The organism is Pseudomonas sp. FW306-02-D09B (assembly GCF_058782685.1).
Map to the genome: position 1 here is coordinate 85,235 of NZ_JBYSXY010000005.1, position 14,912 is coordinate 100,146.

A 14,912-nucleotide genomic window follows, 5' to 3' on the forward strand; every position below is an offset into this window, starting at 1 on the left:
TCAGCGCCCTTGCCTTTCAACGCTCAGATGGCCGTGCCGCGGTTTGTTCCCGGCTGGATCATCAACAGTTCGTCCAGCTCGCGCTTTCTGCAACGCATGACAAACGGCAGTGCGGCATCCGGATCACGCCTGAACAGCTCAAAGGTTGCACGGTCGATTTCATAGTATTCCTCGTAGTCGGCCATGCCATTGCTGACCGGTATGGAGACGTAGAATCGACCGGCGTCTTGTTCGATGCCCACGGAGAACATATGTTCGCGGTGGATCAGAGCATCTTGAAACTTCACGCGTTCGTCAGCAGGTATTGACCCGGCTGCGTCCACGCGACTCGCAAAAATTGACCGCTCAGCAGTTGCTCGTCACGAAGATATTCGAAAACTTCGGAGGGACACCATTCCTTACCCGCCGAAAAGGCCACCCCTAATGAACGTAGTTCATCGAATACCTTAGCCTTCTGCTTGTCGTCCGCGACGTTCAAAACATAGATATCTTTCTCTGTCGCATGCAAAAACCCGATAGCGCGCAGGAGCGAGTCCAGCGCGTTATCAATGATTCGAACACGGATCAAGTCACCGTCCGCTTTTTTTACGAATGCCTTCAGCACATCATTAATCACTGACCAGTACCTTGGTTAACGTGGTAATACCGTCCGCATCCTGGGTAGGAATCGACTCGACAACCATTTCTGGAGCTCCACCCGGCAAGTGTTTGCCTGGCCCCAGGAAATATTGGTTCCCCCCCCATCGGACTTCTGGGCATGCGCCCTACGACATCACCGCCCTGCCGGATCTTGAATCCATCTTTAAGCGCTCCTCAGAGATTGGCAGGCACGAAGTCCGGCCCTCCAAGCTTGTCCCTGACTGCCAGGGCGGTACGCATCAACGGCCCCCATAAACCGTTCTGGCTGTTCCAGCTGCCACCAGCCCAACGTGTATCCAGGATAAGCGCTGCCTTATTGATCTCAAGCTGCCGCTGAAGGGATAAGGCCACGGCCCCCATGTCGATTTCGAACAGCTCGGCATAGAGCCCCTCGGGCTGTGCGCGCTTTTTGCTCAGGCAAAATCGGTAATACCAAACCCAGACCGCTGCGACATAGATCGCCCGATTACGATCGGGGTAGGTCGCGAGAATCTTGAGCAAAGCCGCCACGAAACGTGCGGGGAAGTTGGCGTCGCGGGTCTGCTGCCAGTAACGCAACACCAGCAAATCGAAGGCCACGACGATATTCTGCGGTTCATCGTAGTCGTTTTTGGCTTCTTGAAAGTAGAACGGCTCGCCTACAAGGAATTTATCCAATTCGTCATTTGCCAGGGCAAGCAGCAATACATTATCTGGATGGGTACTCATTGAATTCTCACTACATCAGGGTTCGCGAGCAGAAAATTGATGTCGTTCTGGTGTGGAATGCCCACCTTATCCAATACCGCCTCGCGCATGCCACCCGGATGGGTCAGGCCGCCAGGACGCCATAGCGGGTTCGCTCCCCGCTCGTTACCGCTTGGCATGACCACCTTGGGATTGTTCAGGTCCATCATGTAAATTTCCTTGCCGGTAAAGGAGCCCGGGTCATAGCCCAGGGCAGACTCCAAAAGTGAAAGATCGCCGGTCTTTTTAAATTCGCCGACCACACCGTGCAGGTCTGATTTGGCCATGACGTACTTGGTATCGCTAAAGGTCGCGTACATGGGGTTGGCAATATCATCCGGGGTAAATAGAAACGCACCGCCTTCATCCTGGAAGACCTTAAGATGCTTGTCGATATAGGAAGCCTCAAGGTACTCAGAGGGATCCGGCCGGCTGGACTTGGGAATCGCAACGATATCGTCTGCCGTGTAACCCGGTTTGAAGCTCACCGAGCGTGGCTTGGGCGCAGCACCGATTTTTGCCATTTTCGGTCCCAGGCCCAAAAGCGCCAACCCAGCGACACCCTGCAGCAGATCCCGATAACCGGGCCCCAAGCGATCACCCAAATCCCCTAGCAACGCCATGCCAGCCATCATCGTGCCGCCAATCACCACGAAACCGGCTAACGCGGCAAGGCCCGCCATGGCCGCGAGTACTGCAGCCCCCCCCACAGCCAGCAATCCCAGTGCTTCCAACCCGGTATGCATCCACCCCTCGATATCCAGGACAAACGCCACCGACACCGTTGGCCCACCGATAAACGTATTGGGGCTGCCGCTCTTGATATGAGCACCGCAAACCATTTTGCTGTGCAAGCGTGCTGCCGGTTTGCCGTTGATGAACACCGTGGCACTGCCTTCAGCGATCAATACCGGAAAGGGCCACATCGGATGATTCATCGGCAGCCCGGAGCAGCTGGAAGCGACGTCCTCTCCCGCTCTCATGGCATTGAGGCTGTTGATATAGACATTGAAACTGCCCATCTGCAACTTGCCCGTTGTGGGTTCGGGCAAATTGAAGATGGTGGAAAGCCCCTTGACGATCTGGAACATCGACAAGCCGCCGGCCGCAATCGAGCCGGCAAAAATGGCCACCGCCACACCACCGGTGGCGACGGTCGCGGCGATGACCGCGGCACCGATCAAGGCGCCGGCTACGGCACCGGCGACCATCGCTGCGACCCCGAATCCATGGGCTATTTCGTCACCCAGACGTGCTGCAGCCTGTGCATCCATTGCGCGCATCTACCTTACTGATGTGTATGACTGCTCAGTGGGACGTATGGATGCTCAGATGATTGGAGGCTGTGGCTTGAACGAATGCATCGCCAGCTTCCAGGCCTGCTCGTGATAGGCGAAGTCATTCGGTGTCGTGGTCAAGGTGGTGATCAACACGGACGGCTTACGCTCGATGAACACCTGGCGCAGCATCAGTTCGCGCCCCTCGCGTTGCCAGGTGTAATCCAGCAATGTGGCGGTATGCCCTTGCAGCACCGTGTCCCAGCGCTGAACCAGCTTGAAACCCGGCAGTTGCTGCTCCGCACTTTTGAGTTGGCGGTCCACGTATTCTGCAAATGGCGCGTCGCCCTGGGTAGCATCGCGACTGATGACGAAACTGGCTTCTTTAGCAGGGCCGACTGCTGGCAGCTTAAAAATATTGATGCTCTGGTCCTGCCAGGTATCGGGGATTTCGAGATCGGCTTCTTGCATGCGGTAAGAGGTCACAGTAATCGCTTTCCATAGACGTGAGGTGACGCGCAGGGGAGCAGATATTCAGGTAATGCCTGGCAACAATCAAGAGTCTGGTTCCTCTCCCCCAAGTAACGAACTACATTATGACTTCAGCGCCATCGCCCTTGGCGGTCGCGCGTCTCTGTACGAACTGCCGAAGGTCGCAATCTCTTGATCTTTAAAGTCAAAAGGCTGCAATCTTCGGCAGCGTCAAAAGGATTGCGACAGCGAATAAGGACAGCCCATGTTATTCAACCAAGCCTCACGCCTGGCAAAAGTCACCAGCCCCCTGGGGCCAGAGGTGCTGTTGCTCAAAGACATGGGCGGCGGCGAAGAGCTGGGGCGGCTGTTCAACTATGAGTTGCAGCTGCACTCGCTGGACAATGCCATCGACCTCAACCAGTTGCTCGGCAAACCCATGTCCCTGAGCCTGCAACTGGACGGCGGTGGCGAGCGTCATTTCCATGGCATCGTTGCCCGCTGCAGCCAGAACGTCGACCAGGGCCAGTTCGCCAGCTACCAGGTCACGCTGCGGCCTTGGCTTTGGCTGCTGACCCGCACCTCCGATTGCCGGATTTTCCAGAACCTGAGCATCCCGCAGATCATCAAGCAGGTGTTTCGCGACCTCGGCTTTTCCGATTTCGAAGATGCCCTGAGCCGGCCCTATCGCGAGTGGGAATACTGCGTGCAGTATCGCGAAACCAGTTTCGATTTCGTCAGCCGCCTGATGGAGCAGGAAGGGATCTACTACTTCTTCCGCCATGAACAGGGTCGTCATGTGTTGGTGTTGGCCGATGCCTACGGCGCTCACACCAGTGCGCCCGGCTACGCCTCGGTGCCCTACTACCCCAGGAATGAGCAGCAGCGCGAACGCGATCACATCCACGATTGGCACCTGGCCCAGGAAGTCCAGCCGGGTTCGCTGGAGCTCAACGACTATGATTTCCAGCGCCCCAGCGCGCGTATCGACGTGCGCTCGGCCATGCCCCGTCCGCACACCGCCGGCGACTATCCGCTGTACGACTACCCCGGCACTTATGTGCAAAGCGAAGACGGCGAACATTACGCCCGCACCCGCATCGAAGCCTTGCAGACCCTGCACGAACAGGTCGAGCTGGCCGGCAACGCCCGAGGCCTGGGCTCGGGTCATTTGTTCAGCCTCACCGGCTTCAGCCGCCAGGACCAGAACCGCGAATACCTGATCGTCGGCACCCGCTATTACATTTCCCAGGAAAGCGGGGAAACCGGTGGTGGCGCGCCTTCGGCACAGTTCGAAAGCAGCCTGACCTGCATCGACGCCCAACAAAGCTACCGCCCGCTGCCCAACACCCACCGCCCGATCGTCAAAGGCCCGCAGACCGCGTTGGTGGTGGGCCCCAAAGGCGAGGAAATCTGGACCGATCAGTTTGGCCGGGTGAAGGTGCATTTCTATTGGGACCGGCATGATCAGTCCAACGAAAACAGCTCGTGCTGGATTCGCGTGTCGCAGTCCTGGGCCGGTAAAAACTGGGGCTCGATGCAGATCCCGCGGATCGGCCAGGAAGTCATCGTCAGCTTCCTCGAAGGCGACCCGGACCGGCCGATCATCACCGGCCGCGTCTACAACGCCGAACAGACCGTGCCCTACGACCTGCCGGAAAACGCCACCCAGAGCGGCATGAAAAGCCGTTCGAGCAAGGGTGGCACACCGGCGAATTTCAACGAAATCCGCATGGAAGACAAAAAAGGCGCCGAGCAGCTGTACATCCATGCCGAGCGCAATCAGGACATCGTGGTCGAGGTCGATGAAAGCCACTCGGTGGGCCACGACCGCAACAAGAGCATCGGGCATAACGAGACAGTGACCATCGGCAACAACCGTCTGCGCATCGTCAAGCAGGAAGACATTCTGTCGGTGGGCCAGCGCAAGACCGACAGCATCAGCCAGAGCTACGTCATTGAAGTGGGCGAGAACCTGCGGCTGGTCTGTGGTGAAAGCATCCTGGAGCTCAATGCCAGCGGCCAGATCAACCTGACCGGCGTGCAAATCAGCTTCTATGCCAGCGGTGATGCCGAGTTCAACACCGGCGGCGTGCTGCACCTGAACAACGGCGGCGGCGCTGGCGCCACGCCTGATGGCCAGGGCGTCAAGGCGAGCATCGACGCCAACATCAATGCCGCGTTTCCCAAGTCCAAGAGCTAATCACGAGAGCTGTGTTCCATGACCTACCGAATCAATGAATTCCAGTTCCAGCTGCCGGAAAGCGAGTTACTGGACGCGTCGATCAACATCCTCAAGTTCGCCGAACTGGGCACTTCGCTGATCGTCAGCCGCAGCTTGCTGGCCGACGGCGAAACCCTGCAAAGCAACTTCGACGACCAGCTCAAACGCCTGGAAAAACAAGTGCAGGATTTGCGTTTTCAACCGGGCGTCGCCGTGCGCCTGGGTGCCAACCAGGACGTCGAAGGCATCGAGTTGCGCAGCCAGTTCAACAAGGGCAACGACAAAGTCTTCCAGTACCAATTGGCGCTGGTGTTGCCCGGAACCCGCAAAATGCTCGCCCTGAGCTACGTGAAGGCGGAAAAACTCGGCGATGCCGAAGCCGCGCATTGGGCGACCATCAAGAATTCGCTGTTGTTCGACGTTCCGGCCTGATGAGCACCCTGCATGTCTGACGCACTCTGAAGATGGAACAACTGGAAGACGATTACCCTGGCGATGCCGAATGGCAAATGCTTGTGCGGTTATACGAAGAGGAGTATCTCGACGACAACGCCCGCACACTGGCCAAAGCAATGGATGGTCACCTCGATATGGCCGTCATCCTCAACGGTAAAAGAGGGCTTGAGGAAGGGTTGTGGTGGATCGAACAGAAAGTGCCCGCCCTCGGTAACAAACGGCCGGCCGATTGCCTCAAAAATCAGAAGCTGATCAAACGCCTGAGAATGGCGCTGATGAGTATGCCGTAACCTACAAGGAGCAAGGTGCAATGGAAGGCATCGAATTGCGCAACAAGCACAGCGATTGTGCGGCGGCCAGACGCTTGCGTCGGATGAGCCCCCTGCATGTCTGACGCACTCTGGGCCGCCCGGCTGGGCGATGCACTCGACCACACCTCGATGATGGCCGACATTCTTGGCGGCGTGCTTGAGGTAGCGGCCAACATTGCGATTACCGCGCTGGCCACCGCTGCCGTGGTCGCGGCCACCGGCATCACCGTCGCCACCGGCGGCCTCGGTTGCTTCCTGCTCGGCGCGGTGGTGGGCACGATCGTCGGCCTCGCCATGAGCAAGACCGGGGCCGACAAAGGCTTGAGCAACCTGTGCGAGAGCTTCAGCAATTCGCTGTTTCCGCCCACGGTGCAGGCGACGATTCTCACCGGTTCCACCAACACCCTCACCAACAACATTCCCGCTGCCCGCGCCGCCGGGGCGATCCCGTCCCATGTCGCGCCGGCCGGTACCGAGCTGGAGACACCCGAGCCCGAAGCCGAGCCCAGCTATCTGGACATGGCCGAGAGCTTCTTCTCCCAGATGTGGCGCCCCACCGTCGCCACCCCGGCGCCCGGCGCGGTGCCCAAGCCGCTGGACCTGGTCACCTGCATGAAGCATCCGCCGATGCCGCCGCAGTTTCTGGCCGAGGGCTCGGACAAAGTCACCATCAACGGCCAACCGGCCGTGCGCAGTGGCGACCGCACCACCTGCGACGCCAAGGTGGTGGGTTCCGGGCTGATCTCACCCAACGTCACCATTGGTGGCGGCTCGGTGGTGGTGCGCGAGATCCGCAGCGGCAAGACCCCGGGCGTAGGGCTGGCGGTCACCGCGTTGCTGATGCTCAAGGGCGGCAAAGGCAAATTCTTCAGCAAACTGCCGTGCATGCTGATCGGCGGCGCGACGTCGATGGCTGTCAGCAGCGCCATGAGCGCGATGGCCAACGCGGCCATGGGTTCGTCGAACCCGGTGCACGCCGCGACCGGGGCCAAGGTGCTGGGGGGCGACGATGAGCTGGACTTCATGCTGCCCGGTGTCTTGCCGATCGATTGGCAGCGCTTCTACAACAGCCGTGACGAACGCCGCGACAGCTTGTTCGGCGCGGGCTGGAGCGTGTCCTACGAAGTGTGCGTGGAAATCCTGCCTCACCCGGAGGGCGGGGAAACGCTGGTCTACACCGATGAACAAGCACGGCGCATCGATATGGGCTCGATTCCTCTGGGCGGCGCGGTGTTCAGTGCCGGTGAAGGGCTGAGCGTTCGACGGCACGTTAATGGGCAGTTGTTGATTGAAAGCGATGACGGCGTATACCGTTTGTTCAATCCAACGCCGGGCAATACAGCGCTGCTGCGCCTTGATCAATTGGGCGACCGCAACGACAACCGCATCTACCTCGACTATGACGAAACCGGACGATTGTCGCGCCTGCGGGATACTTTCGATCTGGTGCAGGTCGAGCTGATTCATGAAGGCGGTCGCGTGGCTCGGGTGGAACGCCTGTACCCCGACCAACGTCGCGAAGTGCTCGTCAGCTATGGCTACGATGCAATGGGCAATCTGGCCGAGGTGCGCGACGCCACCGGCCAGGTGCAACGGCGCTTCAGCTACGACGCCGGGCGGAGAATGGTCGAGCATCAATTGCCCACGGGGCTGCGATGCTTCTATGAATGGGCGTTAGTTGAAGACCTTGAATGGTGCGTGGTCCGCCACTGGACCGACGAGGGCGATACTTACCAGTTCGACTATGACCTCGTCGCCGGTGTCACGCGCATCACCGATGGCTCGCAGCGCGTCAGTACACGGCGCTGGAACAGCCAGCACCAGATCACCGAGTACACCGACAACCTCGGCCAGACCTGGCAGTTCGAGTGGAACGACGAACGCCAACTGCTCAGCGCCACCGACCCGCTGGGCGGGCGCTACGAATACAGCTACGACGACGCCGGCAACCTGATCGGCGAAACCGACCCGCTGGGCCGCAGTGACTCGACCCTATGGCTGGAACACTGGGCCTTGCCGCTGGTGGAAACCGATGCCGCCGGCAACAGCTGGCAATATCGCTACGATCAGCGCGGCAACTGCATCGCCGAAACCGATCCGCTGGGCCATGTCACCCGCTACCGCTACGACACCCACGGCCAGGTCGTCGAGATCATCGACGCCACCGGCAAAAGCAAAAAACTGCGCTGGAACCCGTTCGGCCAACTGATCGAACACATCGATTGCTCGGGTTACCCGACTCGATTCAGCTACGACAACCGGGGCTATCTGCAAACCATCACCGATGCCCTCGGCGAACGCACCCAGTTCAGCTACGACGCCCAGGGGCGGTTGCTCAGCAGCCAGTTGCCGGACGGCCGCACCGAGCAATATCAGCGCGACGTCAGCGGCCAGCTGACCGGTTATACCGACCCGGCCGGGCACACCACGCTCTATCAACATAACCGTCGCGGCCAGGTACGCCAGCGCACCGACGCCCATGGCCGGCAGGTGCAGTTCGGGTATGACCGCTACGGGCGACTGCAAGCGCTGACCAATGAGAACGGTGAAAGTTATCGGTTCGCCTGGGATGCTGGAGACCGGCTGACCGAACAACAAGACCTCGACGGCAGCGCCAAGCGCTACACCTACGATCTGCTGGATAACGTCGCGGCGGTCACGGCGATTCCGGCGCCTTACGGCAACGGTCTGGCCGTCGTCCCCGAAGCACCGCCGGCCCCCATCGTTCATCGTCTGGAACGCGACGCCGTTGGCCGGCTGATCGCCAAAGTCACCGACGATGGCCGCACCGACTACAGCTACGACCCACTGGACCAGCTCACCGCCGTCACCTTCACCGACAACCACGGCAACGCACAAACCCTGAGCTTCGCCTACGACGCCCTCGGCCAGTTGCTCGCAGAACAAAGCACGGCCGGCAGCCTGCACCACCACTACGACGAACTCGGCAACCTGATCCAGACCCAACTGCCCGACGGCCGCTGGCTCAATCGCCTGTACTACGGCAGCGGCCACCTGCACCAGATCAACCTCGACGGCCAGGTCATCAGCGACTTCGAACGCGACCGCTTGCACCGCGAAGTGCTGCGTACCCAAGGCCAGATCAGCACCCGCAGCGAATACGACCGTAGCGGCCGCTTGCGCTCACGCCAACGTCGCCACGGCAGCCAGCCCTCGCTGCTGCCGGCAGCGGTGCAAAAGCACTTCGAGTACGACCCCGCCGACAACCTGATCGGTAAACTCGACCAGCAACCCGCCGCGCAACACCGCCAACTGCTGCACTACGACGCCACCGGCCGCATCATCGCCAGCCAGGACAGCCCGCACGGCCAGCGCGAAACCTTCGCCTACGACGCCGCCGCCAACCTGCTGGACGCCCCGCAACCCGGTGCCGGGCTGGTGGTGCACAACAAACTGCTGACCTATCAGGACAAGCGTTATCGCTATGACGCGTTTGGCCGGCTGATCGAAAAACGCAGCGCTAAACGGGGCCTGCAACGCTTCGCCTACGATGCCGAAAGCCGGTTGATTGAAGTGCGCAACGAAAACGGCAGCGTGGTCAGGATGACCTACGACCCGCTGGGCCGACGCATTGAAAAAACCGAGCACGACACCCACGGCTACCCACTCGGCGAAACCCGCTTCACCTGGGACGGCCTGCGCCTGTTGCAGGAACATCGCCATCAGCAGACCAGCCTCTACCTCTACGAAGACGAAGGTTACGAACCCCTGGCCCGCGTCGACGGCACCGGCCCGCTGCAAAAAATCCGTTACTACCACAACGACCTCAACGGCCTGCCGGAACAGCTCACCGAAGCGGACGGCCACAACGTCTGGCAGGCGACTTATCGGGTGTGGGGCAACACGTTAGAAGAGGTGCGCGAGCCGTACTACATTGAAGAGCAGAACCTGCGATTCCAGGGACAGTACCTGGACCGGGAGACGGGGCTGCATTTCAATACGTTCAGGTTCTATGATCCGGATGTGGGGCGGTTTACGACGCCGGATCCGATTGGGTTGGCGGGGGGAATCAATCTTTATCTGTATGCAGCCAACCCATATGTCTGGATTGACCCCCTGGGCTGGAGTTGTACGTCATCTATAAACCGACGTATCGGTCGTCTGAAAAAACAGGGGTACCAGGATCACCACATACTGAGCGACAAACACGACAGTACGAAAAATCACCCTCTGCTGAAATTGGCAGGGTTCGACCTACAAAGCCGGCAGAACAAAATATTCCTGCCCAATAAGGCCAGGGCCATGACTGATGGGCGTCGATCAATCCACGAGGGACGCCATGCGGGTAGAGTCAACCGAAACCTTGGAAGCAAAATGGACCAGGTGGAAAAAATCGGCAAACGAGACAATTGGAATCAGGCCCAATACCGCAAAGCGTTGGATAAAATAGTGTCCAACGAGCGCAAATTACTCCGCTCGGGCGAAAGGCAACTGAATAAAAATGCACGCCCTGGCGCTCATTACAATTAGGAGATCCAGAAATGATCTTAAGCTGGAAAGCCCCTATTTATTACAACGATAAATTGATTGGCTCATACGATGCCGAGCGCGGCTCCTATGAAACGGCAGGATCGAACTTTGACTATTTGTCCCTACTGACAGGTGAGCCTTACCCTGCCGAAATGGATAAACCCAAAATATTTTTCCCATGCCAAAAGAAAAAATTGTTGGCTTACGACTGCTTATGGTTATTAGGCGACATCCCGTTGGTGAGCCAACGGTTAGCGAGTTTCCTCGTCCAGAACGCCGGTCACCATATTGAGCTCTTGACTCCCACAAGTATTGCTGCCGACGGGGAGGAGGTGAGCGAAGTCTATTACATCGTCAATGCTGCCCAGGCGATAAGCGCGGTTGATCACAGCAAGTCGGTAGCAGAACTCTCTGACGATGGCTCAATACTCTACTTCAATGAAATTTGGCTTCATGATGACGCCGTAGGAATGGGCGCAATTGCGCGCGAGCGTGATTCGGGAGATCTTTTGATTTCCCGAGAGCTGGCGGACGCCATGATCGAACAAAAATTCAAAGGCGACAAAGGACTAGGCTTTTACACCGCTGAGCGCTCATTCTCCCCCTATAAAAACCAAGCGTGATCTACCAGTGGAAGGCATTCGCTAAAATGCACCAATCAGCGCTCACAAAAAATGGGCACCCGATCCAGTCGGCGTGCCCATTTTTTTACCGCCCCGAGACGGTGCTTACCTGTTACGGATTGACGCTGTCTTTCAACGACTTGCCCGGCTTGAACGCAACGGTGTTGCTGGCCTTGATTTTCACTGGCTCACCGGTTTGCGGGTTCTTGCCGGTGCGCGCGCCACGGTGGCGTTGCAGGAAAGTACCGAAGCCCACCAGGGTGACACTGTCTTTACGGTGCAGAGCGCCGGTGATCTCTTCGAGGACGGCGTTGAGTACGCGGTTAGCCTGTTCTTTGGTGAGGTCAGCCTTTTCAGCGATTGCTGCGGCGAGATCTGGTTTACGCATGAGTGAAGCCTCTTTGACGGTTTTTTGTTGTTATGTCCGTGCTGTTCTTCCGGAACAGCGCCCAAGGCGCCGCAGGCTCTACTCTGCGGCAGACGGAGTGAGGATGGCATGCGGTTACGAGCGGCGCCAGTCTCGGGGCGACCTTTGTAGAGGCAAAAGCGGGGTGATTCCGACAGAACGACCGGTATTTACGCCAAAAGCGCCGGAAGCTCCTTGTTTAGAGCCAGTTTCTCCATCACTGCCGCCCCGGTGAGCGCGTAACCCAACAATTTTCCGCTGGCATCACGGCACAGCGCCTTGATGTCGGCGCCCTGCCCTTCGACGGTCCAGGCACCTTCAAAACCCCGTGGTGGCGGGGAAACCACCAATGGACAGACCGGTGTTTTCACGGTAATCGGCATCGCACCGTAGCTGACCGCTGTCGGGTTGCCGGCCAGGGTTTGCGCCAGCGCACGCGCACAACTCATCAGGGGCATCACGTACAGCAAATTCAGCCCATCGACCTCGGCGCAGTCGCCCAAGGCATAAATATTGGCGTGTGAGGTCTTCAGATGACGGTCAACGACCACACCGCGGTTGATCTGCAAGCCGGCAGCGGCCGCCAGATCGATGCGCGGGCGCAGGCCAATGGCGGAAACCACGACGTCGCAGGGGATCACCTGGCCATCGGACAAATGCCCTTCGAGCCCGTCATCGGTGCGTTGCAAGCTATTGAGTACCGGGCCGAGGTGGAACTGCGCGCCCAGGCTTTCCAGCCCAGCCTGCACAGCTGCGGCCGCCGCCGGGTGAAGCAGCGTCGGCATGACTTGTTCGCACGGCGCGACCAGTTGCACCTCGTAACCACCGAGGATCAGGTCGTTGGCGAACTCACAGCCGATCAGGCCAGCGCCGAGCAACAACACCCGACGCTTGCCGGCAGCCGCTGCCCGAAAGCGTGCGTAGTCTTCGAGGTCGTTGATCGGGAAGATCGCCTCGGGCGCATCGCCCTGCACCGGCACCCGCACGGTTTCCGCGCCCCAGGCGAGGATCAGGTCGCGATAGGCCACGGCTTCTTCGCCGATCCACAGGCGTTTGTGGCCCGGGTCGATGCCGCTGATGCGCGTATGGGTCCGCACTTCAGCCTTCAGCTGTTCGGCCATGGCGCCAGGCTCGGCCATGCTCAGGCCGTCGGCGTCCTTGTTCTTGCCGAAACCGGTGGAGAGCATCGGTTTGGAGTAAGAGCGTCCGTCATCTGCGGTAATCAGCAGCAGCGGTGTTTCGCCATCGAGTTTGCGAAACTCCCGGGCCAGGTTGTAGCCAGCCAGCCCAGTGCCGACGATCACGACAGGTGCGTTCATTCCTTACTCCTCTTCAATTCATCAAAATCTGTGATCAGGCAGCGATTTCGATCATTTCGAAATCCATTTTGCCGACGCCACAGTCTGGACACAGCCAGTCTTCCGGTACGTCCTGCCACGGGGTTCCGGCCGCGATGCCGTCATCCGGCCAGCCGTCGGCTTCGTTGTAGATCAGCCCACAGACCACGCATTGCCACTTTTTCATTACTTGTTTCCTCAGGTTCTCAGGCTTTTACCGGCGCGAACGATCACCCGATAAGGGTTTGCCGTCCGGCTCAAGGCGTTTTGTACTGATCGGGCGCAGCAGATGCAAGTCTGTTCGCGGCCACTACCCGGTCTGATCAGTCAATATCACCGACCGACATGGTAAGCTCGCCGCCTCATTTGCTGCCAATACTGACTCACTGTGCCGCACTCAAAACCCCTCGCCCCTGCTCTGTTCTGGCTGCCACAAAGCCAGCTGACCCCGCTACCCGACGCGCAAACCCTCGACTGGCTGTTCGATGAGGGCTCGCTCACCCGCCGCCTGACCCGTTTGTCGGATGACGGCTTCAGCGTGACGCCATTGCTCGAAGGCTGGCAGCCTTTGCGCTCAGACGAATGCGCCGCACTGGAATTGCCCGAAGGCAGTGAAGGCTGGGTTCGTGAGGTGTATTTGCGCGGTCATGGCGAAGCCTGGGTGTTTGCCCGCAGTGTGGCGGCCCGTAGTTCGCTGCAGGACGGCGGGTTGAATATGGATGAGTTGGGCAGCCGCTCCCTGGGCGAGCTGTTGTTTTGCGATCAGGCGTTCCAGCGCCGCGCCATCGAGGTTTGTCACTATCCTGTCGAATGGTTGCCAAGTGAGTCTCAAGCACCGGAACTGTGGGGCCGGCGCTCGCGTTTCGACCGGGGGGACCTGAGCGTGCTGGTTGCGGAAATATTCCTGCCAGCCCTGTGGCGCGCTGCCGGCGCGAATACGGAGAACTGCTGATGTACCAAAGTCTGCTCAAGTCATTGAATCGCGTGAACCCGCGCGCCTGGGACTTCATCCAGTTGACCCGCATGGACAAGCCCATCGGCATTTACCTGCTGTTGTGGCCAACGTTGTGGGCGCTGTGGATTGCCGGCAAAGGCTCGCCGTCATTGGCCAATATCGTGATTTTCGTCCTTGGCGTGGTGCTGACCCGTGCGGGTGGCTGCGTGATCAATGACTGGGCCGACCGAAAAGTCGACGGGCACGTGAAACGTACAGAACAGCGGCCCTTGGTCAGCGGCAAGATCAGCTCCAAAGAAGCGCTGGTGTTCTTTGCACTGCTGATGGGCGTGAGCTTCCTGCTGGTACTGTGCACCAACGCAGCCACGGTCTGGCTGTCGTTTGGCGGTCTGGCGCTGGCCGCCACTTACCCGTTCATGAAACGCTACACCTATTATCCGCAAGTGGTGCTGGGCGCGGCGTTCTCCTGGGGCATGCCGATGGCGTTCACCGCCGAAACCGGTGAACTGCCGGCCATCGCCTGGTTGCTGTGGATTGCCAACCTGCTGTGGACGGTGGGTTACGACACCTATTACGCCATGACCGACCGCGACGACGATTTGAGGATTGGTGTGAAATCCACGGCGATTCTGTTTGGCGATGCCGATCGGGTGATCATTCTCACCCTGCAAGGCCTGGCCCTCGGATGCTTGCTGCTGGCCGGATCGAAATTCGAGCTGGGCGGCTGGTTCCATCTCGGGCTGCTGGCTGCGGCCGCGTGCTTTGCCTGGGAATTCTGGTACACCCGCGACAGGGACCGACTGAAGTGTTTCCGGGCCTTCCTGCATAACCATTGGGCCGGATTGGCGATTTTCGTCGGGATCGTGCTGGATTACGCAACTCGCTGATACCCACGTCCCTGTAGCAGCTGGCGAAGCCTGCGTTCGGCTGCGAAGCGGCCGTAAAATCAGGCGCTGCGTTCTTTCAGGCTGATTGTGGAGGCAGGATTTACGACTG

Annotated in this window: 15 protein-coding genes; 7 read left to right on the forward strand and 8 right to left on the reverse strand. The window is 59.3% G+C overall.

Annotated elements, in window-relative coordinates:
* Positions 1-23: 23 nt before the first annotated feature.
* The 5 genes from AC3WK5_RS10630 to AC3WK5_RS10650 form a co-directional block, all read right to left on the reverse strand.
* Positions 24-287, reverse strand: a complete 264-nt coding sequence (locus AC3WK5_RS10630) for a hypothetical protein (RefSeq protein WP_103314777.1) — start codon at positions 285-287, stop codon at positions 24-26.
* Positions 284-616 carry a hypothetical protein gene (locus tag AC3WK5_RS10635; protein ID WP_103314778.1) on the reverse strand — a complete coding sequence of 111 codons (333 nt, stop codon included), beginning with the start codon at positions 614-616 and terminating at the stop codon, positions 284-286. The genes AC3WK5_RS10630 and AC3WK5_RS10635 overlap by 4 nt, the downstream gene beginning before the upstream one ends.
* 197 nt (positions 617-813) lie before the next feature.
* Positions 814-1,347, reverse strand: a complete 534-nt coding sequence (locus tag AC3WK5_RS10640; protein ID WP_103314779.1) for a hypothetical protein — start codon at positions 1,345-1,347, stop codon at positions 814-816.
* Positions 1,344-2,639 carry a PAAR domain-containing protein gene (locus AC3WK5_RS10645; RefSeq protein ID WP_103314780.1) on the reverse strand — a complete coding sequence of 432 codons (1,296 nt, stop codon included), beginning with the start codon at positions 2,637-2,639 and terminating at the stop codon, positions 1,344-1,346. Before AC3WK5_RS10645 ends, AC3WK5_RS10640 begins: the two co-directional genes overlap by 4 nt.
* A gap of 54 nt (positions 2,640-2,693) precedes the next feature.
* Positions 2,694-3,128: a DcrB-related protein gene (locus AC3WK5_RS10650; protein ID WP_054594718.1), complete on the reverse strand. Its 435-nt coding sequence runs from the start codon at positions 3,126-3,128 to the stop codon at positions 2,694-2,696.
* Between the two features lie 250 nt (positions 3,129-3,378).
* On the opposite strand from AC3WK5_RS10650, the gene AC3WK5_RS10655 reads away from it, so the two are divergent.
* The 5 genes from AC3WK5_RS10655 (at position 3,379) to AC3WK5_RS10675 (ending at position 11,218) form a co-directional block, all read left to right on the forward strand.
* Entirely contained in the window at positions 3,379-5,316 is a 1,938-nt protein-coding gene (locus AC3WK5_RS10655; RefSeq protein WP_103314781.1) for a type VI secretion system Vgr family protein, read from the forward strand.
* An 18-nt stretch (positions 5,317-5,334) separates the two neighbouring features.
* Positions 5,335-5,769, forward strand: a complete 435-nt coding sequence (locus AC3WK5_RS10660) for a DcrB-related protein (protein WP_103314782.1) — start codon at positions 5,335-5,337, stop codon at positions 5,767-5,769.
* Between the two features lie 32 nt (positions 5,770-5,801).
* A complete protein-coding gene (locus tag AC3WK5_RS10665; protein WP_103314783.1) occupies positions 5,802-6,083 on the forward strand; it encodes a hypothetical protein in 282 nt (93 codons plus the stop codon).
* 96 nt (positions 6,084-6,179) lie between these two features.
* On the forward strand, positions 6,180-10,595 hold the full coding sequence (locus tag AC3WK5_RS10670; RefSeq protein ID WP_103314784.1) for an RHS repeat-associated core domain-containing protein: 4,416 nt from the start codon (positions 6,180-6,182) through the stop codon (positions 10,593-10,595).
* 11 nt (positions 10,596-10,606) lie between these two features.
* Positions 10,607-11,218, forward strand: a complete 612-nt coding sequence (locus tag AC3WK5_RS10675) for an imm11 family protein (RefSeq protein WP_103314785.1) — start codon at positions 10,607-10,609, stop codon at positions 11,216-11,218.
* A 112-nt stretch (positions 11,219-11,330) separates the two neighbouring features.
* On the opposite strand, the gene AC3WK5_RS10680 is transcribed toward AC3WK5_RS10675, so the two are convergent.
* The 3 genes from AC3WK5_RS10680 to AC3WK5_RS10690 form a co-directional block, all read right to left on the reverse strand.
* Positions 11,331-11,606 (reverse strand): HU family DNA-binding protein, encoded by a 276-nt coding sequence (locus AC3WK5_RS10680; RefSeq protein WP_003195589.1) that lies wholly within the window; start codon positions 11,604-11,606, stop codon positions 11,331-11,333.
* Between the two features lie 188 nt (positions 11,607-11,794).
* The gene (locus AC3WK5_RS10685) at positions 11,795-12,943 is read right to left on the reverse strand and encodes an NAD(P)/FAD-dependent oxidoreductase (protein ID WP_054594750.1); all 1,149 of its coding nucleotides are present in this window, start codon (positions 12,941-12,943) and stop codon (positions 11,795-11,797) included.
* Positions 12,944-12,977: 34 nt separating this feature from the next.
* Positions 12,978-13,148 (reverse strand): rubredoxin, encoded by a 171-nt coding sequence (locus AC3WK5_RS10690; protein ID WP_054594751.1) that lies wholly within the window; start codon positions 13,146-13,148, stop codon positions 12,978-12,980.
* 201 nt (positions 13,149-13,349) lie between these two features.
* On the opposite strand from AC3WK5_RS10690, the gene AC3WK5_RS10695 reads away from it, so the two are divergent.
* Both AC3WK5_RS10695 and ubiA read left to right on the forward strand, forming a co-directional pair.
* Positions 13,350-13,913, forward strand: a complete 564-nt coding sequence (locus tag AC3WK5_RS10695) for a chorismate--pyruvate lyase family protein (protein ID WP_103314786.1) — start codon at positions 13,350-13,352, stop codon at positions 13,911-13,913.
* Complete coding sequence (gene ubiA / locus AC3WK5_RS10700) at positions 13,913-14,803, forward strand: 4-hydroxybenzoate octaprenyltransferase (protein ID WP_054594753.1); 891 nt, start codon at positions 13,913-13,915, stop codon at positions 14,801-14,803. The genes AC3WK5_RS10695 and ubiA overlap by 1 nt, the downstream gene beginning before the upstream one ends.
* Positions 14,804-14,912 lie beyond the last annotated feature (109 nt).

Excerpts from the sequence above, each read along its gene's own strand:
- ubiA (WP_054594753.1), top strand. The coding sequence starts at position 13,913 with ATGTACCAAAGTCTGCTCAAGTCATTGAATCGCGTGAACCCGCGCGCC.
- AC3WK5_RS10685 (WP_054594750.1), bottom strand. The coding sequence starts at position 12,943 with ATGAACGCACCTGTCGTGATCGTCGGCACTGGGCTGGCTGGCTACAAC.
- AC3WK5_RS10670 (WP_103314784.1), top strand. The coding sequence starts at position 6,180 with ATGTCTGACGCACTCTGGGCCGCCCGGCTGGGCGATGCACTCGACCAC.
- AC3WK5_RS10655 (WP_103314781.1), top strand. The coding sequence starts at position 3,379 with ATGTTATTCAACCAAGCCTCACGCCTGGCAAAAGTCACCAGCCCCCTG.
- AC3WK5_RS10665 (WP_103314783.1), top strand. The coding sequence starts at position 5,802 with ATGGAACAACTGGAAGACGATTACCCTGGCGATGCCGAATGGCAAATG.
- AC3WK5_RS10640 (WP_103314779.1), bottom strand. The coding sequence starts at position 1,347 with ATGAGTACCCATCCAGATAATGTATTGCTGCTTGCCCTGGCAAATGAC.
- AC3WK5_RS10680 (WP_003195589.1), bottom strand. The coding sequence starts at position 11,606 with ATGCGTAAACCAGATCTCGCCGCAGCAATCGCTGAAAAGGCTGACCTC.
- AC3WK5_RS10690 (WP_054594751.1), bottom strand. The coding sequence starts at position 13,148 with ATGAAAAAGTGGCAATGCGTGGTCTGTGGGCTGATCTACAACGAAGCC.
- AC3WK5_RS10645 (WP_103314780.1), bottom strand. The coding sequence starts at position 2,639 with ATGGATGCACAGGCTGCAGCACGTCTGGGTGACGAAATAGCCCATGGA.
- AC3WK5_RS10660 (WP_103314782.1), top strand. The coding sequence starts at position 5,335 with ATGACCTACCGAATCAATGAATTCCAGTTCCAGCTGCCGGAAAGCGAG.
- AC3WK5_RS10675 (WP_103314785.1), top strand. The coding sequence starts at position 10,607 with ATGATCTTAAGCTGGAAAGCCCCTATTTATTACAACGATAAATTGATT.